At 56.2% G+C, this 18684-nt stretch carries 8 protein-coding genes and 3 pseudogenes; 9 read left to right on the forward strand and 2 right to left on the reverse strand.

The features are described 5' to 3' along the window. Window positions 1–6 precede the first annotated feature (6 nt). From ACV8MC_RS18260 to ACV8MC_RS18290, 7 genes and pseudogenes are all read left to right on the forward strand, one after another. Window positions 7–8397, forward strand: a complete 8391-nt coding sequence (locus ACV8MC_RS18260) for a two-partner secretion domain-containing protein (RefSeq protein WP_457262869.1) — start codon at window positions 7–9, stop codon at window positions 8395–8397. A 9-nt stretch (window positions 8398–8406) separates the two neighbouring features. Next, window positions 8407–8835, forward strand: a complete 429-nt coding sequence (locus tag ACV8MC_RS18265) for a hypothetical protein (protein WP_041479757.1) — start codon at window positions 8407–8409, stop codon at window positions 8833–8835. A 158-nt stretch (window positions 8836–8993) separates the two neighbouring features. Further along, window positions 8994–10670, forward strand: a pseudogene (locus ACV8MC_RS18270) (DUF637 domain-containing protein); the annotation flags it as partial. A gap of 1100 nt (window positions 10671–11770) precedes the next feature. After that, a complete protein-coding gene (locus ACV8MC_RS18275) occupies window positions 11771–12205 on the forward strand; it encodes a hypothetical protein (protein WP_457262871.1) in 435 nt (144 codons plus the stop codon). 498 nt (window positions 12206–12703) lie between these two features. Further along, on the forward strand, window positions 12704–12973 hold the full coding sequence (locus ACV8MC_RS18280) for a hypothetical protein (protein WP_457262873.1): 270 nt from the start codon (window positions 12704–12706) through the stop codon (window positions 12971–12973). Between the two features lie 456 nt (window positions 12974–13429). Beyond that, a complete protein-coding gene (locus ACV8MC_RS18285; protein WP_457262874.1) occupies window positions 13430–13981 on the forward strand; it encodes a hypothetical protein in 552 nt (183 codons plus the stop codon). Window positions 13982–14120: 139 nt separating this feature from the next. Next, on the forward strand, window positions 14121–14465 hold the full coding sequence (locus ACV8MC_RS18290) for a hypothetical protein (protein WP_457262876.1): 345 nt from the start codon (window positions 14121–14123) through the stop codon (window positions 14463–14465). A 93-nt stretch (window positions 14466–14558) separates the two neighbouring features. Here the strand turns inward: ACV8MC_RS18290 and ACV8MC_RS18295 are convergent, their stop codons facing one another. Beyond that, complete coding sequence (locus ACV8MC_RS18295) at window positions 14559–15602, reverse strand: LLM class flavin-dependent oxidoreductase (RefSeq protein WP_101155121.1); 1044 nt, start codon at window positions 15600–15602, stop codon at window positions 14559–14561. Between the two features lie 359 nt (window positions 15603–15961). On the opposite strand from ACV8MC_RS18295, the pseudogene ACV8MC_RS18300 reads away from it, so the two are divergent. Both ACV8MC_RS18300 and ACV8MC_RS18305 read left to right on the forward strand, forming a co-directional pair. Further along, window positions 15962–16846, forward strand: a pseudogene (locus tag ACV8MC_RS18300) (cache domain-containing protein); the annotation flags it as partial. Window positions 16847–17152: 306 nt separating this feature from the next. Beyond that, window positions 17153–17752, forward strand: a pseudogene (locus ACV8MC_RS18305) (methyl-accepting chemotaxis protein); the annotation flags it as partial. Between the two features lie 140 nt (window positions 17753–17892). Here the strand turns inward: ACV8MC_RS18305 and ACV8MC_RS18310 are convergent. Continuing rightward, window positions 17893–18378, reverse strand: coding sequence for a flavin reductase family protein (locus ACV8MC_RS18310; protein WP_016775037.1), 486 nt, complete (start codon window positions 18376–18378; stop codon window positions 17893–17895). Between the last annotated feature and the right edge of the window lie 306 nt (window positions 18379–18684).

Here is an 18684-nt window from a genome sequence, read left to right on the forward strand (position 1 = left end):
TCTGATATGGACATTCGCCACCTGGCCTTCCTGGCTAGCCAACCTTCTGCGGCCGTAAAAAAGCGCGAGCAATTCTGCGGCATGCCCAAGCGTGGTCTGGCCTTTTTGCTGGCGAACGTCATGTTCTGGCAACCGGTGTGGGCGCAGGCGGACGGCATCGTTGTCAGTGCACCCGGCACCAGTCTGGATCGCGCCGGCAATGGCGTGCCAATCGTCAACATCGCAGCGCCCAATGGCAGTGGCCTGTCGCATAACCAGTTCCACGACTACAACGTCGGTGCGCAAGGCGTCATCCTCAACAACGCCACCGACCGCATGCAACAGACGCAACTGGGCGGGATCATTCTCGGCAACCCGAACCTGCGTGGCGCAGCGGCACAAACCATCCTCAACGAAGTCAATGGCGGCAGCCCGAGCCAGTTGCGCGGCTACACCGAAGTCGCAGGGCAATCGGCACGGGTGATCGTTTCCAATCCTTACGGCATCAGTTGCAACGGTTGCGGTTTCATCAACACGCCACGTGTCACGCTGACCACCGGTAAGCCGGTGCTCGACAATGGTCGCCTGGAGCGCTTTCAGGTTGATCAGGGAAGCGTGTCGATTGACGGCGTCGGTCTTGATGCGAGCAACGTCGACAGTTTCGAAATCATTACTCGCAGTGCGCAGATCAATGCACAGATCCACGCAAAAAACCTGAACATCACCACCGGCCGCAACGACGTCAACGCCGACACGCTCAGTGCCACCGCCCGTGCCGATGACGGCAGCGCCAGACCACAACTGGCCATCGACTCCTCGGCGCTCGGCGGCATGTATGCCGGTGCAATCAAACTGGTCGGCACCGAGCAGGGCGTTGGTGTGAAGCTGGCGGGGGATCTTGCCGCCAGCGCCGGTGACATCCGGATCGACGCCAATGGCCAGCTGACCCTGGCTAAAGTCACGGCGGGTAATGCCGTCGATGTAAAGGCCAAAAGTCTCGATGCCCAGGGCGCGGTTTATGCCGGTACGCAGGTCACCGTACAAACCGCCGAAGACCTGATCAATCGCCAAAGCCTCGCTGCCCGTGACAGCGTCAGCCTGAGCAGCGGCGGCAGGCTGACCAACGCTGGTGTGATTGAAGCCGGGGTGAACGCAGACAACAGCCGCAACGCCAAGGGTGATCTGTCGATCAACAGTGCTTCGGTGAGCAACAGTGGCAGCGTGTTGGCCAGCCGCACCCTGGCCGCCAGCGCAGCCGCAACGTTCGAGAACCAGAACGGTACCGTGCAGGCTCAAGACCTCACTCTGAACGCGGCGCGCCTGGTCAACCAAGGTGTGAATGCGCGTGTTTATGGTGAAACCCGTCTGGTCGTGAGCGCGCCGGCCATCGTCAACCTCAGCGGCCTGATTCGCTTCGCCGATGGGCAAGCGGCAACACTGGTGGTCGACAGTATCGACAACCGTCAGGGCCGTATCGAAATCGCCGGCGGCAGCCTCAAGCTCCATGCTCAGGAGGTAAAAAACACCGGCGGCAAAGTGATCGCCGGTCGCCTCGACGTGGACGCCCGTCAACTGGACAACGGTGGCGGCCTGATCGGCGCCAGCGACGGTGAGGCCAAGGTTGTCGCCCGCGAACGTCTGAATAACGGCGCGGGCAAGATCCAGGCGAAAACCACACTGGCACTGTCGGGAGGGGAGTTGCTCAATCAGGGTGGGACGCTGGCTGCCGACGACATTCACGTCACGGCCACTCGCCTTGATAACAGCGCCAAGGGTGTGATCAGCGCGGAAAACGGTGCTGCTGATCTGACGCTGACTCAGGATTTCGACAACCACGACGGCAAGGTGCAAGCCTCGGATCGCTTGACCGTCACTGCGCAGAGCATCAACAACCGCAACGCAAGTCTGACGGGCAAAACCCTCGAGGTGGCCAGTCGCGGCACGCTGGATAATACGCAAGGCACGATTTCGTCCGATGACAGCGTGGTTTCCAGTGCAGACCTGGATAACAGCCTTGGCCTGATCCAGGGAACCGATCGCCTGAGCCTGACCGCGCAGGATCTGCAAAACGCCAGCGGCCAACTTTTGGGCGGCATCGTCGACGCAAACCTGCGCAATCTGATCGGCAACAACGACGGCACGCTCAGCGCCGAAACCGGGCAACTGACGCTCCTCGTCCAGCAGCACTTGAACAACGCATTGGGCCGTCTGCAATCCATCAAAGGCGATGTGGAACTGCGTGCCAGCTCTATCGATAACCGTGGCGGTGTAGTCGCCGCCCGGCAATTGCTGGTGGTGGCCAAGGACGGATACGTCGACAACCGTGGCGGGCGGATGATCGCCGACGACCTGGAGTTGCACGCGGCCAGCCTTGATAACCGTGCCAACGGGTTGTTGGCCGCAGGTGCCGATGGCGCGCGGTTGATCCTCAAGCAAACTGCACCAAGCCAGTCGCAACTGCTGAATCAACAGGGCCGGATTCAGAGCGAAGGTCAGTTGCACATCGACGGTGACGAGATCGACAACAGCGCCGGTGTCCTGCTCGGCAACGCTATCGACATCAATGCCAAACAACTTGGCAACAACGACAAGGGCGGCATCGTCGGTAATGGCGGCGATGTCGTCCTCAACATTGCCGGAGTCTTCAGCAACGTCACCGGTCTGGTCGATGCTGGCGCACAGCGCTTGCTCCTTGATCAACTGACCTCGCTGGATAACCGGGGCGGCACCCTGCAGGGCAAGCGCCTGGACATCAATAGCGTCTGGATCAACAACAACGCTGCCGGGCAGATCATCGCTGGCAGCGACGGCCTGAAGATTACTGGCAAAACACTGCTCAACCAGCAAGGTGTGATTCTGGCCAACGGCAGCCATGCCGAACTGGCGCTGAACAACGGCAATTTGCAAAACCAGGGCGGCACGCTGCAAGCCGACTCGGTGAGCATCACCAGTGCCGACCTCGACAACAGTGCAGCCAGCGGCAAGGCCGGGCTGATTTCCAGCCTGATCGATGACCTGACGTTGACGGTAACGCGCCTGACCAACCGCGCCGGCAAAATGTTCGGCAAGGATCAGGTGATCTTTACTGGTACCAGCCTGGACAACACCAGCGGCGAGATCAGCGGTAATCAGCTGGGGCTCGAAGCCGTCGGGCAGGTCCTCAATCAGGGCGGCCTGATCGAATCGGCGAACAGCCTCAAGCTGACTGCCAGCGGCTTGGATAACAGCGCCGGCGGCCAGCTCCGCGCCCTCGGTGGCGCTGCGAGTCAGATCAAGCTGACCGGCAATCTGAACAACCAGAGCGGCGTGATCGAAATCGGCAGTCAGGACCTGCTGCTGTCGGGTGCCGAAATCAATAACTTCAGCGGCAATGTGCGCCACGCGGCGCAGGGCCTTTTCGACCTGGATGTGAGCCAACTGGCCAACAACCAGGGCAGTCTCACCGGGGTGGGCAATGGTGTATGGGATGTCGGCTCGGTCAACGGTGTTGGTACCTGGCAACTGAACGGCGGGCTGACCTACACCAGTGCGCAGAACCTGACGCTCAATGCTGGCGAACGGATCGCCAGTGCTTCGGCGCTCAGCCTCAACGTGGCCAACCTGAACAATGCCGGACAATTGCTCAGCGGCGGCGATCTGGCGCTGACCCTCGGCGGCAATCTGCTCAACAGCGGCAAAGTCTCCGCGCAGCAGAAACTCACGATCAGCGCCAACGACGTGATCCAGCAGGACGGGCGACTGGTCAGCGGCGGCGACACCGTGATGACCTTGCGCGGCACACTGGACAATCTCGGTCGCCTGATCGCCAATCAGAACCTCACGGTGACGGCGGCACGGATCAATAACAAAGGTACCCTCGGCGCCCAAGGCGATCTCGAATTCACCGCCGCCAACGGTCTCTACAACGATGCCGACACGCTGCTGTTCAGCGGCGGCACGATGAAGCTGCACGGCAACAGCCTGAATAACTATTACGGCGATATTTACAGCCGCGGCAACATGAGCTTCGACGCTGTCGATGGCGGGCGCGCGGCGTTGTTCAGCAACTTGTCGGGCACCATCGAAGGCGAGGGTGACGTCGACATCAACGCGGTCTCCTTCGAAAACGCCAAAGCCGAGTTCGAGCTGACTTCCGGTCAGTCGTCCGGCAGTTTGAGCTGGGTGTGCGGTCAGCACTGCGATGGTGGTGATGGCTGGAAGCGCGGCACCATCACCATCACTACCCAATTCAACGACGAGGTGCTCAAGGACTCGCGCGCGGCGCGATTCGTGGCAGGCAAGAACTTCACCATCCACGCCAACCAGGTTGAAAACCGTTACAGCCTGCTGGCCGCCAACGGCGACCTGACCGTGACGGCTGACAGCCTGCTGAACCAGGGCGCGGAGTCGCGTTCGGGGACGCGAGTGGTGAAAAGGGGCACCCCTGGGCGTATCGACAACAGCCTCTGGGACAAGATGGAGTTCGTCGATGTTCCGGCGTTCAACGCGGCTACCGCGGCCGGCAACTTCGATCAGGCGCGGTTCGATGAACTGATCAGTCGCTCCAGTGATTCGCGATTCTCTTTGATGAGTGACGTCACCACCTGGAATGCAAACGGCAACGCCGTTTACGCTGCGGTGATGCAGGCCGGCGGCAAGGTCAAGCTCGACGTCACCAACAGCATCCAGAACGGCACGCTATACGACAACACTTATGGTCAACTGACAGGTTCTCTGGCCAGCGACCAGACTGACGCGGTCGGCGGCATCAACATCAACCTGGGCAAACATAGCACCGACGCTGTCGCCCAAACCTCCAGATCCGTTACCCGTATCGAGCATGTCGACGCCGATGGCGTGAAGCAGATCAGCTTCACACCGGTGGACTTCAAAGGTGTGCCGTTCGCCGCAGTCGACCCGACGGCTTCCTCGACCTTCCGGTTGCCGAAAGGCCCGTACGGCATGTTCGTGCAAAGCACGAATCCGCAGAGCCGTTATCTGATCGAAACCAATCCGGAGCTGACCCAGACGACGGCCTTCATGAGCTCCGACTACCTGCTCGGCAAGCTCGACTTCAGCGCCGACGAAGCGGCGCGTCGCCTCGGTGACGGTCGCTATGAATCGCGGCTGATCAGCGACGCCGTCATGGCCCAGACCGGCCAGCGTTTTCTCGCCGGTGGACTGGAGAACGACTACGAGCAATTTCGTTATCTGATGGATAACGCTCTCGCCAGCAAAAACCAACTGAACCTCTCTGTCGGCGTCAGCCTGACCTCGGCGCAGGTCGCTGCGCTGACCCACGACATTGTCTGGATGGAAGAGCGCATCGTCGACGGCCAGAAAGTGCTGGTGCCGGTGTTGTATCTGGCGCAGGCCGAGTCGCGCAACGTGCGCGGTGGCAGCCTGATTCAGGGCCGAGATCTGGAAATGCTGGCCGGTAGCGATCTGGTCAACGTCGGCACATTGAAGGCCAGCAACGACGTGTCCGTCGACGTCAAGGGCAGCCTCTATCAGGGCGGTCTGGTGGAAGCCGATGAGCGCATCAAACTCATGGCCACCGACAGCATTCGCAACGCACTGGCCGGCGAAATCCGTGGCAATCAGGTCGAACTGACGACACTCAAGGGCGATATCGTCAACGATCGCACCGCCATCGCGGTGCGTGATGGCAACGGCATGCGCACCCTCGTCGACGACGGCAGCATCATCAGCGCCCGCGACAGCCTGACCATCAAGTCCGGACAGGATCTGACCAACGCGTCTGCCATCAGCAGCGGCGGTGACGCCAGCCTGAGTGCAGCGCGCGACATCAACCTGTTGGCGACACGCGACGAAGACGAACTCCACGAATCGTTCGATGGCGGCCATCGCTCAGTCATTACCACCACGGTGGAAAACCTCGCGTCGACAGTGAAAACCGGCGGCGACCTGAAGCTCGATGCCGGTCGCGACATCAACGTCGTCGCCAGCACAGCCGAAGCCACCGGCAACCTCACCGCCGAGGCCAAGCGCGACATCAACATGTCCTCGGCCGGTGATGAACACAACGTCGAAACCCATAGCAAGGACGGCAAGAAACGTGTCCATGAACAGGACGACCACACTGTTCAGAAAGCAGCTGAGTTCATCGCCGGCGGCGACGTAAAAACCAGTTCCGGCCGTGACACCACACTGGTCGCGAGCAAAATCAGCGCAGGCAATGAAGCCTACGTCTACGCCGGTAACGACCTCAGTCTTCTGGCCGCGCAGAACAAGGACCACACCCTCTACGACATGAAGGAGAAGGGCGGTTTCGGCAACCTGAAACTCCAGCGCGACGAAGTCACCCAGGTCACCCACGTCGGCAGCGAAATCAAGACCGGCGGCAACCTGTCTCTGGTCAGCCTGGGCGACCAGCATTACCAGGTGGCCAAACTCAACAGCGGCAAGGACATCCTCCTCGACAGCGGCGGCGCCATCACCTTCGAAGGGGTGAAGGATCTGCATGACGAGAGCCATACCAAAACCAACAACAACGCGGCGTGGGTCTCGGCGAAAGGTCGCGGCAACACCGACGAAACCCTGCGCCAGACGCAGATGATCGCCAAGGGCAACATCGTCCTGAAAGCGGTCGATGGGCTGAAGATTGATATCAAGGATGTGAGTCAGGAGTCCGTCAGCCAGACCATTGATGCGATGGTCAAGGCTGATCCGCAACTGGCGTGGTTGAAGGATGCGGAGGCTCGGGGAGATGTTGATTGGCGGCGCGTGAAGGAGATTCACGAGTCGTTTAAATACAGCAACTCGGGGCTTGGCCCGGCTTCGCAGATGATTATTGCGATCGTTATGGCAGCCTTTGTCGGGCCTGCTGCGTTCGCTTCGCTAAGCGCGAGCATGGGTACTGCCTGGGCCGCAGGCCTCGCCGCTGTAGCAACAGGTGCAGCTACAAATGCCACGACCAGTTTTATCAATAACGGCGGAAACCTTGGAGCGGTTTTCGCGGACGTTACTTCATCCGATGCACTGAAGGGCTATGTGATTTCCGGAGTGACAGCCGGATTGATGGCCGAATACCTGAACCAGCTGACGGGTATGAAATACGATCCGAATACCGGAAAGCTGCTCGGCCCGTCGTTAGCCACGTGGGAGGGCGTCGGTAGATTCGCTGGAAGCCAAATCATCCAGGGTGGCACTTCCGCGCTGATCACCAAGGCAGTCGGCGGCGATGCAAGTGCCGGTGACGTTCTGAAGACGGCTCTGTTCAATACCGTCGCAGCGTTCAGCTTCAATATGGTGGGCGATCTCACGCAGGGCGTTCTGGATGATGGCTCAGCGGGCAAAATCATCATTCATGCGGCGGTGGGTGGGCTGTTGTCGGAGATGACCGGCGGGGATTTTGCGACAGGCGCGTTGGCGGCTGGTGCGAATGAAGCGCTTGTTGGTGAGATGAACAAATGGTTCAAGGGCAATCCCGAGTTGTTGCTCATGGGGTCGCAGATTGTGGGGGTGCTCTCCGCAACTGCGCTGGGCAATACTGATCAAGAGTCATTGGAAAACGCTTCTTGGGTTGCCAACAACGCGACACAGTACAACTTCCTGAATCATCAGCAAGTAGACGATCTCGTCACAGAGTTGAAGGGCTGTAGAGCTAGCGAAAATCCAGCAGCCTGTCGAGAGAAAGTGAAGGATACCTATGCGAAACTGAGCGCGAAAACCAGTGGATCCGAACTGTTCAAGTGCGAGGGTTTCGATCAGTGTAATGGTCAGACGAACGCCGCTGAAGGAGGGACCCTGGCGCTTGAAAACTACGATGCAAATGGCGGGTTAAGTGCTGAAGAGCGAGCGATTGTTCAGGACTTCCAAGACTCGAACCACACGGACGAGCTGAACTCTCACCATAAAACGATGCTGGGTGATCATGCGGAAATCGCTGGGACGATTCTGACTGGAGGGATCGGGGCTGGGAGCAAATTGGTTGGAAAGACTGATGAACTGCTTACCTCCACAAAAGGTGCTGATGGTGTAATAACCAAAATTTCGGATGGAATGAGGGCGAATCCTTATCACCCTGACTGGAAGAACTACTCGGGAACTGAAGCCCTCAGCCTGTCATCCGGCGCGAGCGGGGTAAAACCTGTGACCGGTTTAGGGGACGTTGAAGATTTTATGACGTCCCAGTTAACCAATTTGAATAAAAAACTTGGGGAAAAAATCGGACAAGGACGACTTCCTTACGAACGAGGAAGAGCTGGGATCGATCAAGCAAAGCTTGATATCAAAGCTACCCTCGAGAGTGCAACGGACATAAGCAGCTTGATTCCCAGGTCGCAAGTCCGAGGCGACTACGATTTAGTGCATGTGTATAGTAAGGTCACGGATCGAACCGTTAGTTTAAGAGTGCTGCCAGGCGGTAAATATGAGTTTGATACTTTAATTCCAGAAAGGTCCTCAAAATTCTGAGAGGTGGTTATGTATTTAGATGATGAATTTTGTGAGTTTCGCGCGCGCTCCTTTTATATCGAAAGGGAAAAGATTTGTGACGTGTTGGTGTTGTTTTTTAAACTACATCTGCAGGGCTGGGTGTCATTAAGTATTGGAGAAGGGGTCGCAATTTTTTCGCACGGTTTGAGAGAGGCCGAATATCAAATAGTCGAGAGTCTTGATGACGAATTTGCTTATCCCGTGAGGGTGGTGAATTCTTTACGCAAATACTTAGATAAAAAAATATCAGGGATTTATGAGTACCGTATTGAAGGGGTGAAGGAAGGGTGCTTGGGCATTTACTTTGATTGTGGAGATTGTGGGCTTAGTGTGTTGGAATATGATGGCTGCCTAACGTTTACTGATGGTATGTGCGATTTCGGAGACAAAGTCTCTTTGGTAAAGCGGGCTGCGTAATAGCAAGCGCGGGAAGAGGCCACTTTAGCAAGTTGTTCGGAGAAATGGCGGTGGATGGGGGCAGAACGCGTATTTTTTAAAAATAAGAACAGATTGCATTTAATGGAGATAAACGGGGACAGACCACCTTTCAATTCGCGTCGAGCTTATAAAGCGATGGTGACCTGAAGCTCGATGCCGGTCGCGACATCAACGTCGTCGCCAGCACCGCCGAAGCCACCGGCAAACTCACTGCGGAGGCCAAGCGCGACATCAACATGTCCTCGGCCGGTGATGAACACAACGTCGAAACCCATAGCAAGGACGGCAAGAAACGTGTCCATGAACAGGACGACCACACTGTTCAGAAAGCAGCTGAGTTCATCGCCGGCGGCGACGTAAAAACCAGTTCCGGCCGTGACACCACACTGGTCGCGAGCAAAATCAGCGCAGGCAATGAAGCCTACGTCTACGCCGGTAACGACCTCAGTCTTCTGGCCGCGCAGAACAAGGACCACACCCTCTACGACATGAAGGAGAAGGGCGGTTTCGGCAACCTGAAACTCCAGCGCGACGAAGTCACCCAGGTCACCCACGTCGGCAGCGAAATCAAGACCGGCGGCAACCTGTCTCTGGTCAGCCTGGGCGACCAGCATTACCAGGTGGCCAAACTCAACAGCGGCAAGGACATCCTCCTCGACAGCGGCGGCGCCATCACCTTCGAAGGGGTGAAGGATCTGCATGACGAGAGCCATACCAAAACCAACAACAACGCGGCGTGGGTCTCGGCGAAAGGTCGCGGCAACACCGACGAAACCCTGCGCCAGACGCAGATGATCGCCAAGGGCAACATCGTCCTGAAAGCGGTCGATGGGCTGAAGATTGATATCAAGGATGTGAGTCAGGAGTCCGTCAGCCAGACCATTGATGCGATGGTCAAGGCTGATCCGCAACTGGCGTGGTTGAAGGATGCGGAGGCTCGGGGAGATGTTGATTGGCGGCGCGTGAAGGAGATTCACGAGTCGTTTAAATACAGCAACTCGGGGCTTGGCCCGGCTTCGCAGATGATTATTGCGATCGTGATGGCTGCCTTTGTCGGGCCTGCTGCGTTCGCTTCGCTAAGCGCGAGCATGGGCACAGCCTGGGCCGCAGGCCTCGCCGCTGTGGCAACAGGTGCAGCCACAAATGCCACGACCAGTTTTATCAATAACGGCAGAAACCTTGGAGCGGTTTTCGCGGACGTTACTTCATCCGATGCACTGAAGGGCTATGTGATTTCCGGAGTGACAGCCGGATTGATGGCCGAATACCTGAACCAGCTGACGGGTATGAAATACGATCCGAATACCGGAAAGCTGCTCGGCCCGTCGTTAGCCACGTGGGAGGGCGTCGGCAGATTTGCTGGAAGCCAAATCATCCAGGGTGGCACTTCCGCGCTGATCACCAAGGCAGTCGGCGGCGATGCAAGTGCCGGTGACGTTCTGAAGACGGCTCTGTTCAATACCGTCGCAGCGTTCAGCTTCAACATGGTGGGCGATCTCACGCAGGGCGTTCTGGATGATGGCTCAGCGGGCAAAATCATCATTCATGCGGCGGTGGGTGGGCTGTTGTCGGAGATGACCGGCGGGGATTTTGCGACAGGCGCGTTGGCGGCTGGTGCGAATGAAGCGCTTGTTGGTGAGATGAACAAATGGTTCAAGGGCAATCCTGAGTTGTTGCTCATGGGGTCGCAGATTGTGGGGGTGCTCTCCGCAACTGCGCTGGGCAATACTGATCAAGAGTCATTGGAAAATGCTTCTTGGGTTGCCAACAACGCGACACAGTACAACTTCCTGAATCATCAGGATGTAAAAGACCTCGAGAAAGCGCTTAAGGAGTGTAAAGACAACTGTGATGCTGTTCGAGCTGAGTTTGCCAAGCGTGATGCGGATAACACGGCGCGGCTCAATAACTGTTGGGCGACCGGCGATTGCGCGCAGATCAAGGCTGAGATTGATGAAGGCTCTCTTGCATTAAATAAACTTTGGGAAAATGACGATTCGGGGATCACAGATCAATTCCTTCATAGCAATATCGCCGACTCGACCAACGCTAGGACGCGAGCGGTCCTCGACCACCTTCCGAAAGGGGATCCGGCTAATGCGGTGAAATTGTTGGCTGCAGCGGGAATTATTGCTCTTGCGCCGGAAGCGATTGGTTTGCTTGGACAGTTGGCCACGAGAGGTGCAGCTACTTGTGCAGCAAACCCAGTGCTGTGCGCGAACGAAGTCGCGATCTGGACCGCTGAGGCAGGAATGTCGGAGGCACTTCCCGTGGGGTTAGGGGCCACAGCAGGTGGGGCCGCAGCCAAGGAACTGAGTGATCTCCGCGGTTTGATGGAGATCGAAGCGAAAACTGGGGCTAAGCTAACGGCTGAGCAGATTGCGGCAGTCGTTAGGCCGGCAGCGATAGGTTCAGAGGGGGCAGCCACCGTTGGAGGTCAGGCAACCTCTACATTTTTGAAAGATTTTGGCGAGAAAGTTCTTAGTCATAACACCCAGATTGGCGTGCGTAATAGTAAGGCGGGGACGATTTCTGGTGCTCATAACAGCGATGCCTTCTTGGAGTCGGTTGAAAAAACTGGGGCAAAAATCTCCAACAAAACTACGGATGTCCGTTATCCCGGCCTTGTGGAGTATAGTTATCAGTTGCCTAAAACTAACACTCGGGGCGAGTTGGTCGGTGGATACAAGTCCAAATCCACCAAAACAACTTATGATTCGAAAATTCTGTCAGATATCAAGGTGGCTGATATGTCGAGCAGGGCGGCAGTCGAAGCTGGCTCTTTGTTCAGAGCTAATCCAGCCATGAGGGAGGCCAGTATCAAAGTTGATGGTTATTACTTTCAAGTGACGCGTGATAGCAAAACTGGAGATATAACAAACTCATTTATTACTATGCCGCCGAGGACGAAATAATGGCTGATTTGGTTTGGTTAGAGGTTCTCAAGGAATCATTTTCTTCAACTGACGCAGATTATGAGGGTCTTTACGAGTTAGTTGAGGCTTCTATCGTAAGAGGGAGGACTAATTTTCCTGCGTTCATCTACGACGCTTCGCAGGGACATGGGTTCTCAGTGGCTGAAGGTTTTTTTTACTCGCTTGATCAGGATTGGGACGATCCAGAAGAATTCAATGAGGTAAGTTTCTTCTTGGGGGAAGCGTTAACTTCTAGCATACCTGTGGCTGACTACGTTTCTCTGATGAAAATTGCAGCTGATGTTTATTCTGCTTACTTTCCAGATGAACGCGATGGAGTTCAAAGGTCTGCTGAAAGATTAGAAAAGCGTTATTCACAACAAATGGAGGAGATAAACGGGGACAGACCACCTTTCAATTCTCGTCCAGCGTAAAAGCGGTGGCGACCTGAAGCTCAATGCCGGTCGCGACATCAACGTTGTCGCCATCGCCGAAGCTACCGGCAACCTTACCGCCGAGGCCAAGCGCGATATCTCCCTGTCTCGGCCGGTGATGAACACAACGTCGAAATCCACAGCAGGCACGGCAAGAAACGCGTCCATGAAGAGGACGACTACTCTTTTCAGGAAGCTGCTGATTCATCGCCGGCGGCGACGCAAATACCAGCCCGGACCTCGACACCACACTGGTCGCGGGGAAGATCTGCACAGGCAACGAAGCCTACGTCTACGCCGGTAATGATCTGAACCTGCTGGCCGCGCAAAACAAGGGCCGCACCCTCTACGACATGAAGGAGTAAAACGTGTCTGTCCGCCTTTTTCCCAAGTAAGGTGATTGGAACAAACGTCTGATGCGCTCCAATCTCGACAATCAAAATAAATGTTCGGGATGGTGGGATCCAGACTGCGTTCTCGTACTGGTTAGGAATGGTTATGAGCAGTGGCGGCACGATAATAGAACGATTTGTGGCCCAAGAGTTGGACGACAGCGTTCGCTCTATTTTGAAAAACGCCTTTGATGAGCGGGTTTGCTCAGAGAGCATTCTGTTCAGGGCGTTCGAGTTTAATTGCTTTGACGTTTCTTTAGACTTTGAAAAAGGCATCGTCACATTGCAAGATGTACTCTCCGCTAGAGAAAGTAGCGTTCTTGATATACCGATACGTGATTTTATCTCTGCTTGTGGTTTGAATGTCTCTTGTTAATTGTAGAGGCCTAGATGTGATCTGACACCGGCCTAGCACCCAGATAAACGGGGACAGACCACGTTTAAAACGCATTCCAAAACGTGATCTGTCCCCGTTTCCCCGTTGAAGATGCCATCGGGGGGTAAATGGGGACAGACCACGTTTAGAAAGCACTCTGAAAACGTGGTCTGTCCCCGTTACCTCTCTACCGCAGTGGAGTTTGTGCCAAAATGGACGCGAAACAGCTCGGGTCAGATCGATGCTTTTACCTCTCCCGCAGAAGCAATAAAAATGCTTGAAGTCAATGGTTATAGCAGGACATTCTCACAAGACGGAAAAGTTTCAATATTGACCAAGGGAGATAGGACCTATAGGTTCTATCCAGAGTCGACGTCGACTAAAGAACCAACTGCATCGCTGGATATTGCAGGTATCAAAAAAACGATTGTCAAAATCCGATTCAAGGGTAACTAAATGAGCCTCACCAAACTCGAACATCAAGAGCTAAATCAGATAGCCGCGATGTTATCGAATCGTCTTGAACTGAATAAAGATTTGCCCGAAATGGTTTTTCGAGATTCAGAATTAGAGCTTTATTTTTTTGAGAGGCCTCTTTTGAGCAATGTTGATGTACTCGATAGTTTGCTCTGTTCTAGCTTTAAAGTTTTTTCGACGAGTGCGTTTGCCCTGTTCGATGCGCCGCTGGCTAGCACTTGTTATCTTTTTGATGGGGAGAATACTCAAGAAGATGTTGAGGAGTTAAGCGTGGGGTTTCGAGATTTTTTCAAGGGTACAGTAAATTATCCGGTTGTCATGGGTAATGTGAGTTTTGATTGGCTATTGTTTGAAAGTGCTTGCGAAGAGTACGGTGTGCTGGCTTTCGATTCACGGCATGCTTCAAGTGAGTTTTCTGAGTGTTTAAGCTGCAACTTGATCAGCTCTGCAGAGTTTCAGAGTCTTAAAGGTTACGATAAAACCTTGGATAAAATAATTGCAGCTTTTCATGCCTATTTTGAAAAAATATAGATTGTGAATAGTTTTCCTTTCGTGAGGTGGAACAAATAAATCGCTCTTCGCGTTATACATTTCATACGGATCCTCATACTCATACCTACCAGTACGGGCCGGGCAAGGGTGACAATGGACAGCATACGAGGATCAACCATTGAGCAATCTCAAAGCACTGAATGACGGTCTACATGAATACGTTTATGTGGAAAGTCTTCATCTGGATTCCGAAGATGGACTTAGCGGTTACAACCTGTTGATGACGCTGGCGAAGTCTGCGGATCCTGGAGCAGCGACTATCGCGGTCATATTTTTTAACGTGGGCGGTCTGAACGTGCGGGGATTTGGTGGTGGCTTGACTCAGTTCATGGATCTTTGCGTGTCGAGGGTTGAAGGCGGACTGGATCGTATACGGTATGAGCTGGTTGATGAGGTAGAAGAAAAAATAGCCTTTAACTTCCACTCCTTCAAAGTGCTCAGCGAGGATGGCAGCGGCGAATAGGCAGCGAAAGCCAGGTTGCACGAATTGATGCCTTTTTCCAAAAAAAGCCCCGTCCGAAGCGGGGCGTTTTTTTTGGTTTAACCTGCGAAACCTTTAGCGAAACGCCGGCACCACATGCTTGATAAACAACTCCAGCGATTTCTTCTTCTCTTCATGCGGCAAGCTGTTATCACACCAGAAACTAAACTCATCCACCCCCAGTTCCTGGTAGTACTTGATCCGCGGAATGATCTCTTCCGGCGTGCCGATCATCGCGGTCTTGTGCAGGCTCTCCAGTTCAAACTCCGGACGTCCGGCAAACTTCTCTTCCGGACTCGGCGCGAGGAAGCCATTGACCGGGGTTTGCTTGTTGCCGAACCAGGCATCGAACGTGCGGTAGAAACGTGAGATGGCTTTGGCGCCAACTTGCCAGCCGTCCGGGTCGTCGGCGGTGTGCACGTGGGTGTGGCGCAGCACCATCAATTGTGGGCGCGGTACGTCTGGGTTGTTGTCCAGTGCAGTCTGGAATTTGTTCTTCAGGTCGAGGACTTCTTCGTCGCCTTTCATCAATGGCGTGACCATCACGTTGCAGCCGTTGGCGACGGCGAAGTTGTGCGAGTCGGGGTCGCGGGCGGCGATCCACATTGGCGGGTTGGGTTTTTGAATCGGCTTCGGCACGCTGGTCGAGGTGGGGAATTTCCAGATGTCACCGTCGTGGGCGTAGTCGCCTTGCCACAGGGCGCGGACCACCGGGACCATTTCCCGCAATGCCTGGCCGCCGCTGGAGGCGGGCATGCCGCCGGCCATGCGGTCGAATTCAACCTGATAGGCGCCACGGGCGAGACCGACTTCCATGCGGCCGTTGCTGATCACGTCGAGCAGGGCGCATTCGCCGGCGACGCGCAGCGGGTGCCAGAACGGCGCGATGATGGTGCCGGCGCCGAGGTGGATGGTGGTGGTTTTCGCTGCGAGGTAGGCCAGCAGCGGCATCGGGCTTGGGGAGATGGTGTATTCCATGGCGTGGTGTTCGCCGATCCACACGGTGCTGAAACCGCCAGCCTCGGCCATCAGGGTCAGTTCGGTCAGGTCTTCGAACAGTTGGCGGTGGCTGACGCTTTCGTCCCAGCGTTCCATGTGTACGAACAGGGAAAATTTCATGACGCTACCTCGAGTCTTTTGTAATTGGCCGGTCGTGTGCGGGCCTGTCGAACTGACGTGAACGCGTTGCGCTCGCGAGTCTTCTCACCATTCAAGCACGCCTTCGAGGACGGCTGTTCGGTTGATTGATTATTGGTATACCATAATACGGAATATCCGCAAAATATTTCTGACCAACACTTCGAACAAGGAAGGCGCAAGCAATGAACATAAAACAAAAACTGACTCTGGCGTTTGCGGTAATCGCCAGCCTGCCGGTGTTACTGGTGGCAGCGCTGATCATCCTCAATGTCCGCGAGGGCGCGCGCGACACCTTTACCGACAGCACCGGGCGCGAGGTGCGTCAGGTGGAAAACGCGATGCAGCTGTTCTTCGAGGGCATCAGCCAGAACGTTGCTTACCTGGCCGAGCATCCACAACTGCAGAGCATCGATACCAGCCTCAAACGCTACCTGAGCAGCGACGCCGCGCAAGTGCCGATGGGGCCGCAGGATCAAGAGCTGTTCAAGCTGTTCGACGGTCTGGCCAAGGCGCACCCGGCCTATACCTATCTATCTGTCGGCACCGAGCAGGGCGGTTATCTGTTCTGGCCGGGCGATGCGAAGTTGGCGAACTACGATCCCCGCACCCGCCCCTGGTACAAAACCGCGATGGCCAACCCCGGCAAAACCCTGCGCACCGAGGCCTATTACTGGGCGGCGGATGACGTGGTGCTGGTGAGCACCGTGCGCAGCTTCAACAACCAGTTGGGCAGCAATGCCGGCGTGGTCAACATCGATGTGTCGCTCAAGCAATTGACCGACCTGGTCAAGCAGATCCGCCTCGGCGAGAGCGGTTATCTGATGCTGATGGAAGCCAACAACACCGTGCTGGTCGACCCGAGCGACCCGGCGCACAACTTCAAGAAACTCAGCGATCTCGGCAACGGTTATCAGCAACTGGCCGAGGCGGGCAAAGGCCTGGTCGAGGTGCAACTGGCCGGCGAGGATTACATGGCGCTGGTCTGGCCGTCGCAGGCGTTGGGCTGGCGGTTTGTCGGCTTGGTGAAGGCGAGCGAAGTGATGGCGGGGGCGACGCGTTTGACCTGGCTGATCGGCGCTATCGCTGTGGTTTGCGCATTGCTGTTTGCGATGGTCGGTGCGTGGTTTGCCGGGTTGATGGTCAAGCCGATTCGTGGTGTCGCCAGTGGTCTCGAAGGTATCGCTCAAGGCGAGGGCGATCTGACTGCGCGACTGGAAGTACGCGGGCAGGACGAAACCGCGCAACTGGCCGGCTGGTTCAACCAGTTTCTTGAAGCGATTCGCACACTGATTCAACGCATCGGCCAGGCAGCGGGGCAGATTCACAGCAGCTCCGGCAGTGCCACCGAAGTCTCGGCGGAAATGGCCGACGTGGCTTCGCGTCAGCGTGAGGCGGTGGACATGGTGTCGACCGCATTTCACGAGATGGTCGCCACCTCCAACGAGGTCGCGCGTTCGTGCAGCCAAGCGGCCGACTCGGCAGACAACGGTCAGCGTCAGGCACACACGGGGCAGCAGCAGATCGATGCGGCGGTGAGTAACGTCGGGCGCTTGAGCCAGGAGATCGGCCACAGCGCCGAGTCGATGCAGCAACTGGAACAGGACAGCAACGACATCCAGTCCATCCTCGGCACCATCCGCTCGATTGCCGAGCAGACCAATCTGCTCGCGCTCAACGCCGCCATCGAAGCCGCGCGCGCCGGTGAACAGGGCAGGGGCTTTGCCGTGGTCGCCGATGAAGTTCGGGCGCTGGCCAAACGCACCTCGGATTCAACCGGTGAGATTGACGCACTGCTGGGCAATCTGGCGCGGCGCACCCATCAGATGGGCAAGCAGATGCACGCCAGCCTTGAGGTGTCGCAGGAAACCGTGGTGTCGATCAACGAGGCGCGGGCGAGTTTTGAATTGATTCGTGAATCGGTCGACGTGATCCGCGACATGAACACGCAGATCGCCACAGCGGCGGAGGAACAGCATCAAGTGGCGGAAGACATCAATCGGCACATCAGCCAGATTCATGGCGATGCGCAGTTGGTGGCGAGCCTGGCGGATTCAACTCGGCAGGATGCGCAGAACCTGACGGCGTTGTCGCAGACGTTGAATCAGTTGGTGAGCCGGTTTAGGACCTGACACGGTCGTCCAGGCAACACCAAAACCTGTGGGAGCGAGCTTGCTCGCGAAGGCGTCGGGTCAGTCAAAAATGTAACAACTGACCCATCGCATTCGCGAGCAGGCTCGCTCCCACATGGGATATCCGAGATCTGGTGAAATCACGCCACAACCGGCAACGCACCCATCTTGCCGTGGCAATACACCAGCGGTCCGGCGACTTGCTCGGGGACGATCAGGTTCTTCACTGCGCCGACCATGATCGCGTGGTCGCCGCCTTCGTATTCCCGCCACAACTCGCACTCGATCACCGCCGTGGCATTGGCGAGGATCGGGTTGCCCAGTTCGCTCAACGTCCACTCGATGCCCTGCGCCTTGTCCTTGCCTTTGCGCGCGAAGGCATAGGCCTCGCTTTGCTGCACGCTGGACAGCAGGTGAATTGCAAAGCGTTTGTTCTTGATCAGCACGGGATAGGAGTCGGAGCTGTAGTTGGGGCAGAACAGCACCAGTGCCGGGTCCATCGACAGCGAGCTGAACGCGCTGGCGGTCAGGCCGACGATCTGACCGTCGTCGTCCAGCGTGGTGATAACGGTGACGCCGGACGGGAACGAGCCCATGACTTGTTTGTAAATGGCAGCATCGATCATTGGGTGGTCCTCGGGTGGTGTGACGCGGTTTTTATGGTTTGTAGGTCTGATGGTATACCGTAATACATATCTTGCAAGAGCTTTTCTGGTGAACCGATAAACGTGCCACTTTCGTCGGAAAGTCAGTGTTTACGGGGCTTTCAGCTAGCCGGTCAGGGGTGGGATCAGCGAGGATAGCGGATCAGAGAGCGACAGAATCAGCGGATCAGGCTTGTGCAAAGTTTGGAATACCATAATATGGTCTGCATCTGAGGGGCGACCCAAGAGTCCTCCCGGTTTGGCTTCATACAAAGATAAAAACAGACA

This window comes from Pseudomonas sp. PK-RTE-24, assembly GCF_054052265.1.

Bases quoted from the DNA above. Each gene is read 5' to 3' on its own strand.
- ACV8MC_RS18260 (WP_457262869.1), top strand. From the start codon at position 7: ATGGACATTCGCCACCTGGCCTTCCTGGCTAGCCAACCTTCTGCGGCC.
- ACV8MC_RS18265 (WP_041479757.1), top strand. From the start codon at position 8,407: ATGTATTTAGATGATGAATTTTGTGAGTTTCGCGCGCGCTCCTTTTAT.
- ACV8MC_RS18275 (WP_457262871.1), top strand. From the start codon at position 11,771: ATGGCTGATTTGGTTTGGTTAGAGGTTCTCAAGGAATCATTTTCTTCA.
- ACV8MC_RS18280 (WP_457262873.1), top strand. From the start codon at position 12,704: ATGAGCAGTGGCGGCACGATAATAGAACGATTTGTGGCCCAAGAGTTG.
- ACV8MC_RS18285 (WP_457262874.1), top strand. From the start codon at position 13,430: ATGAGCCTCACCAAACTCGAACATCAAGAGCTAAATCAGATAGCCGCG.
- ACV8MC_RS18295 (WP_101155121.1), bottom strand. From the start codon at position 15,602: ATGAAATTTTCCCTGTTCGTACACATGGAACGCTGGGACGAAAGCGTC.
- ACV8MC_RS18310 (WP_016775037.1), bottom strand. From the start codon at position 18,378: ATGATCGATGCTGCCATTTACAAACAAGTCATGGGCTCGTTCCCGTCC.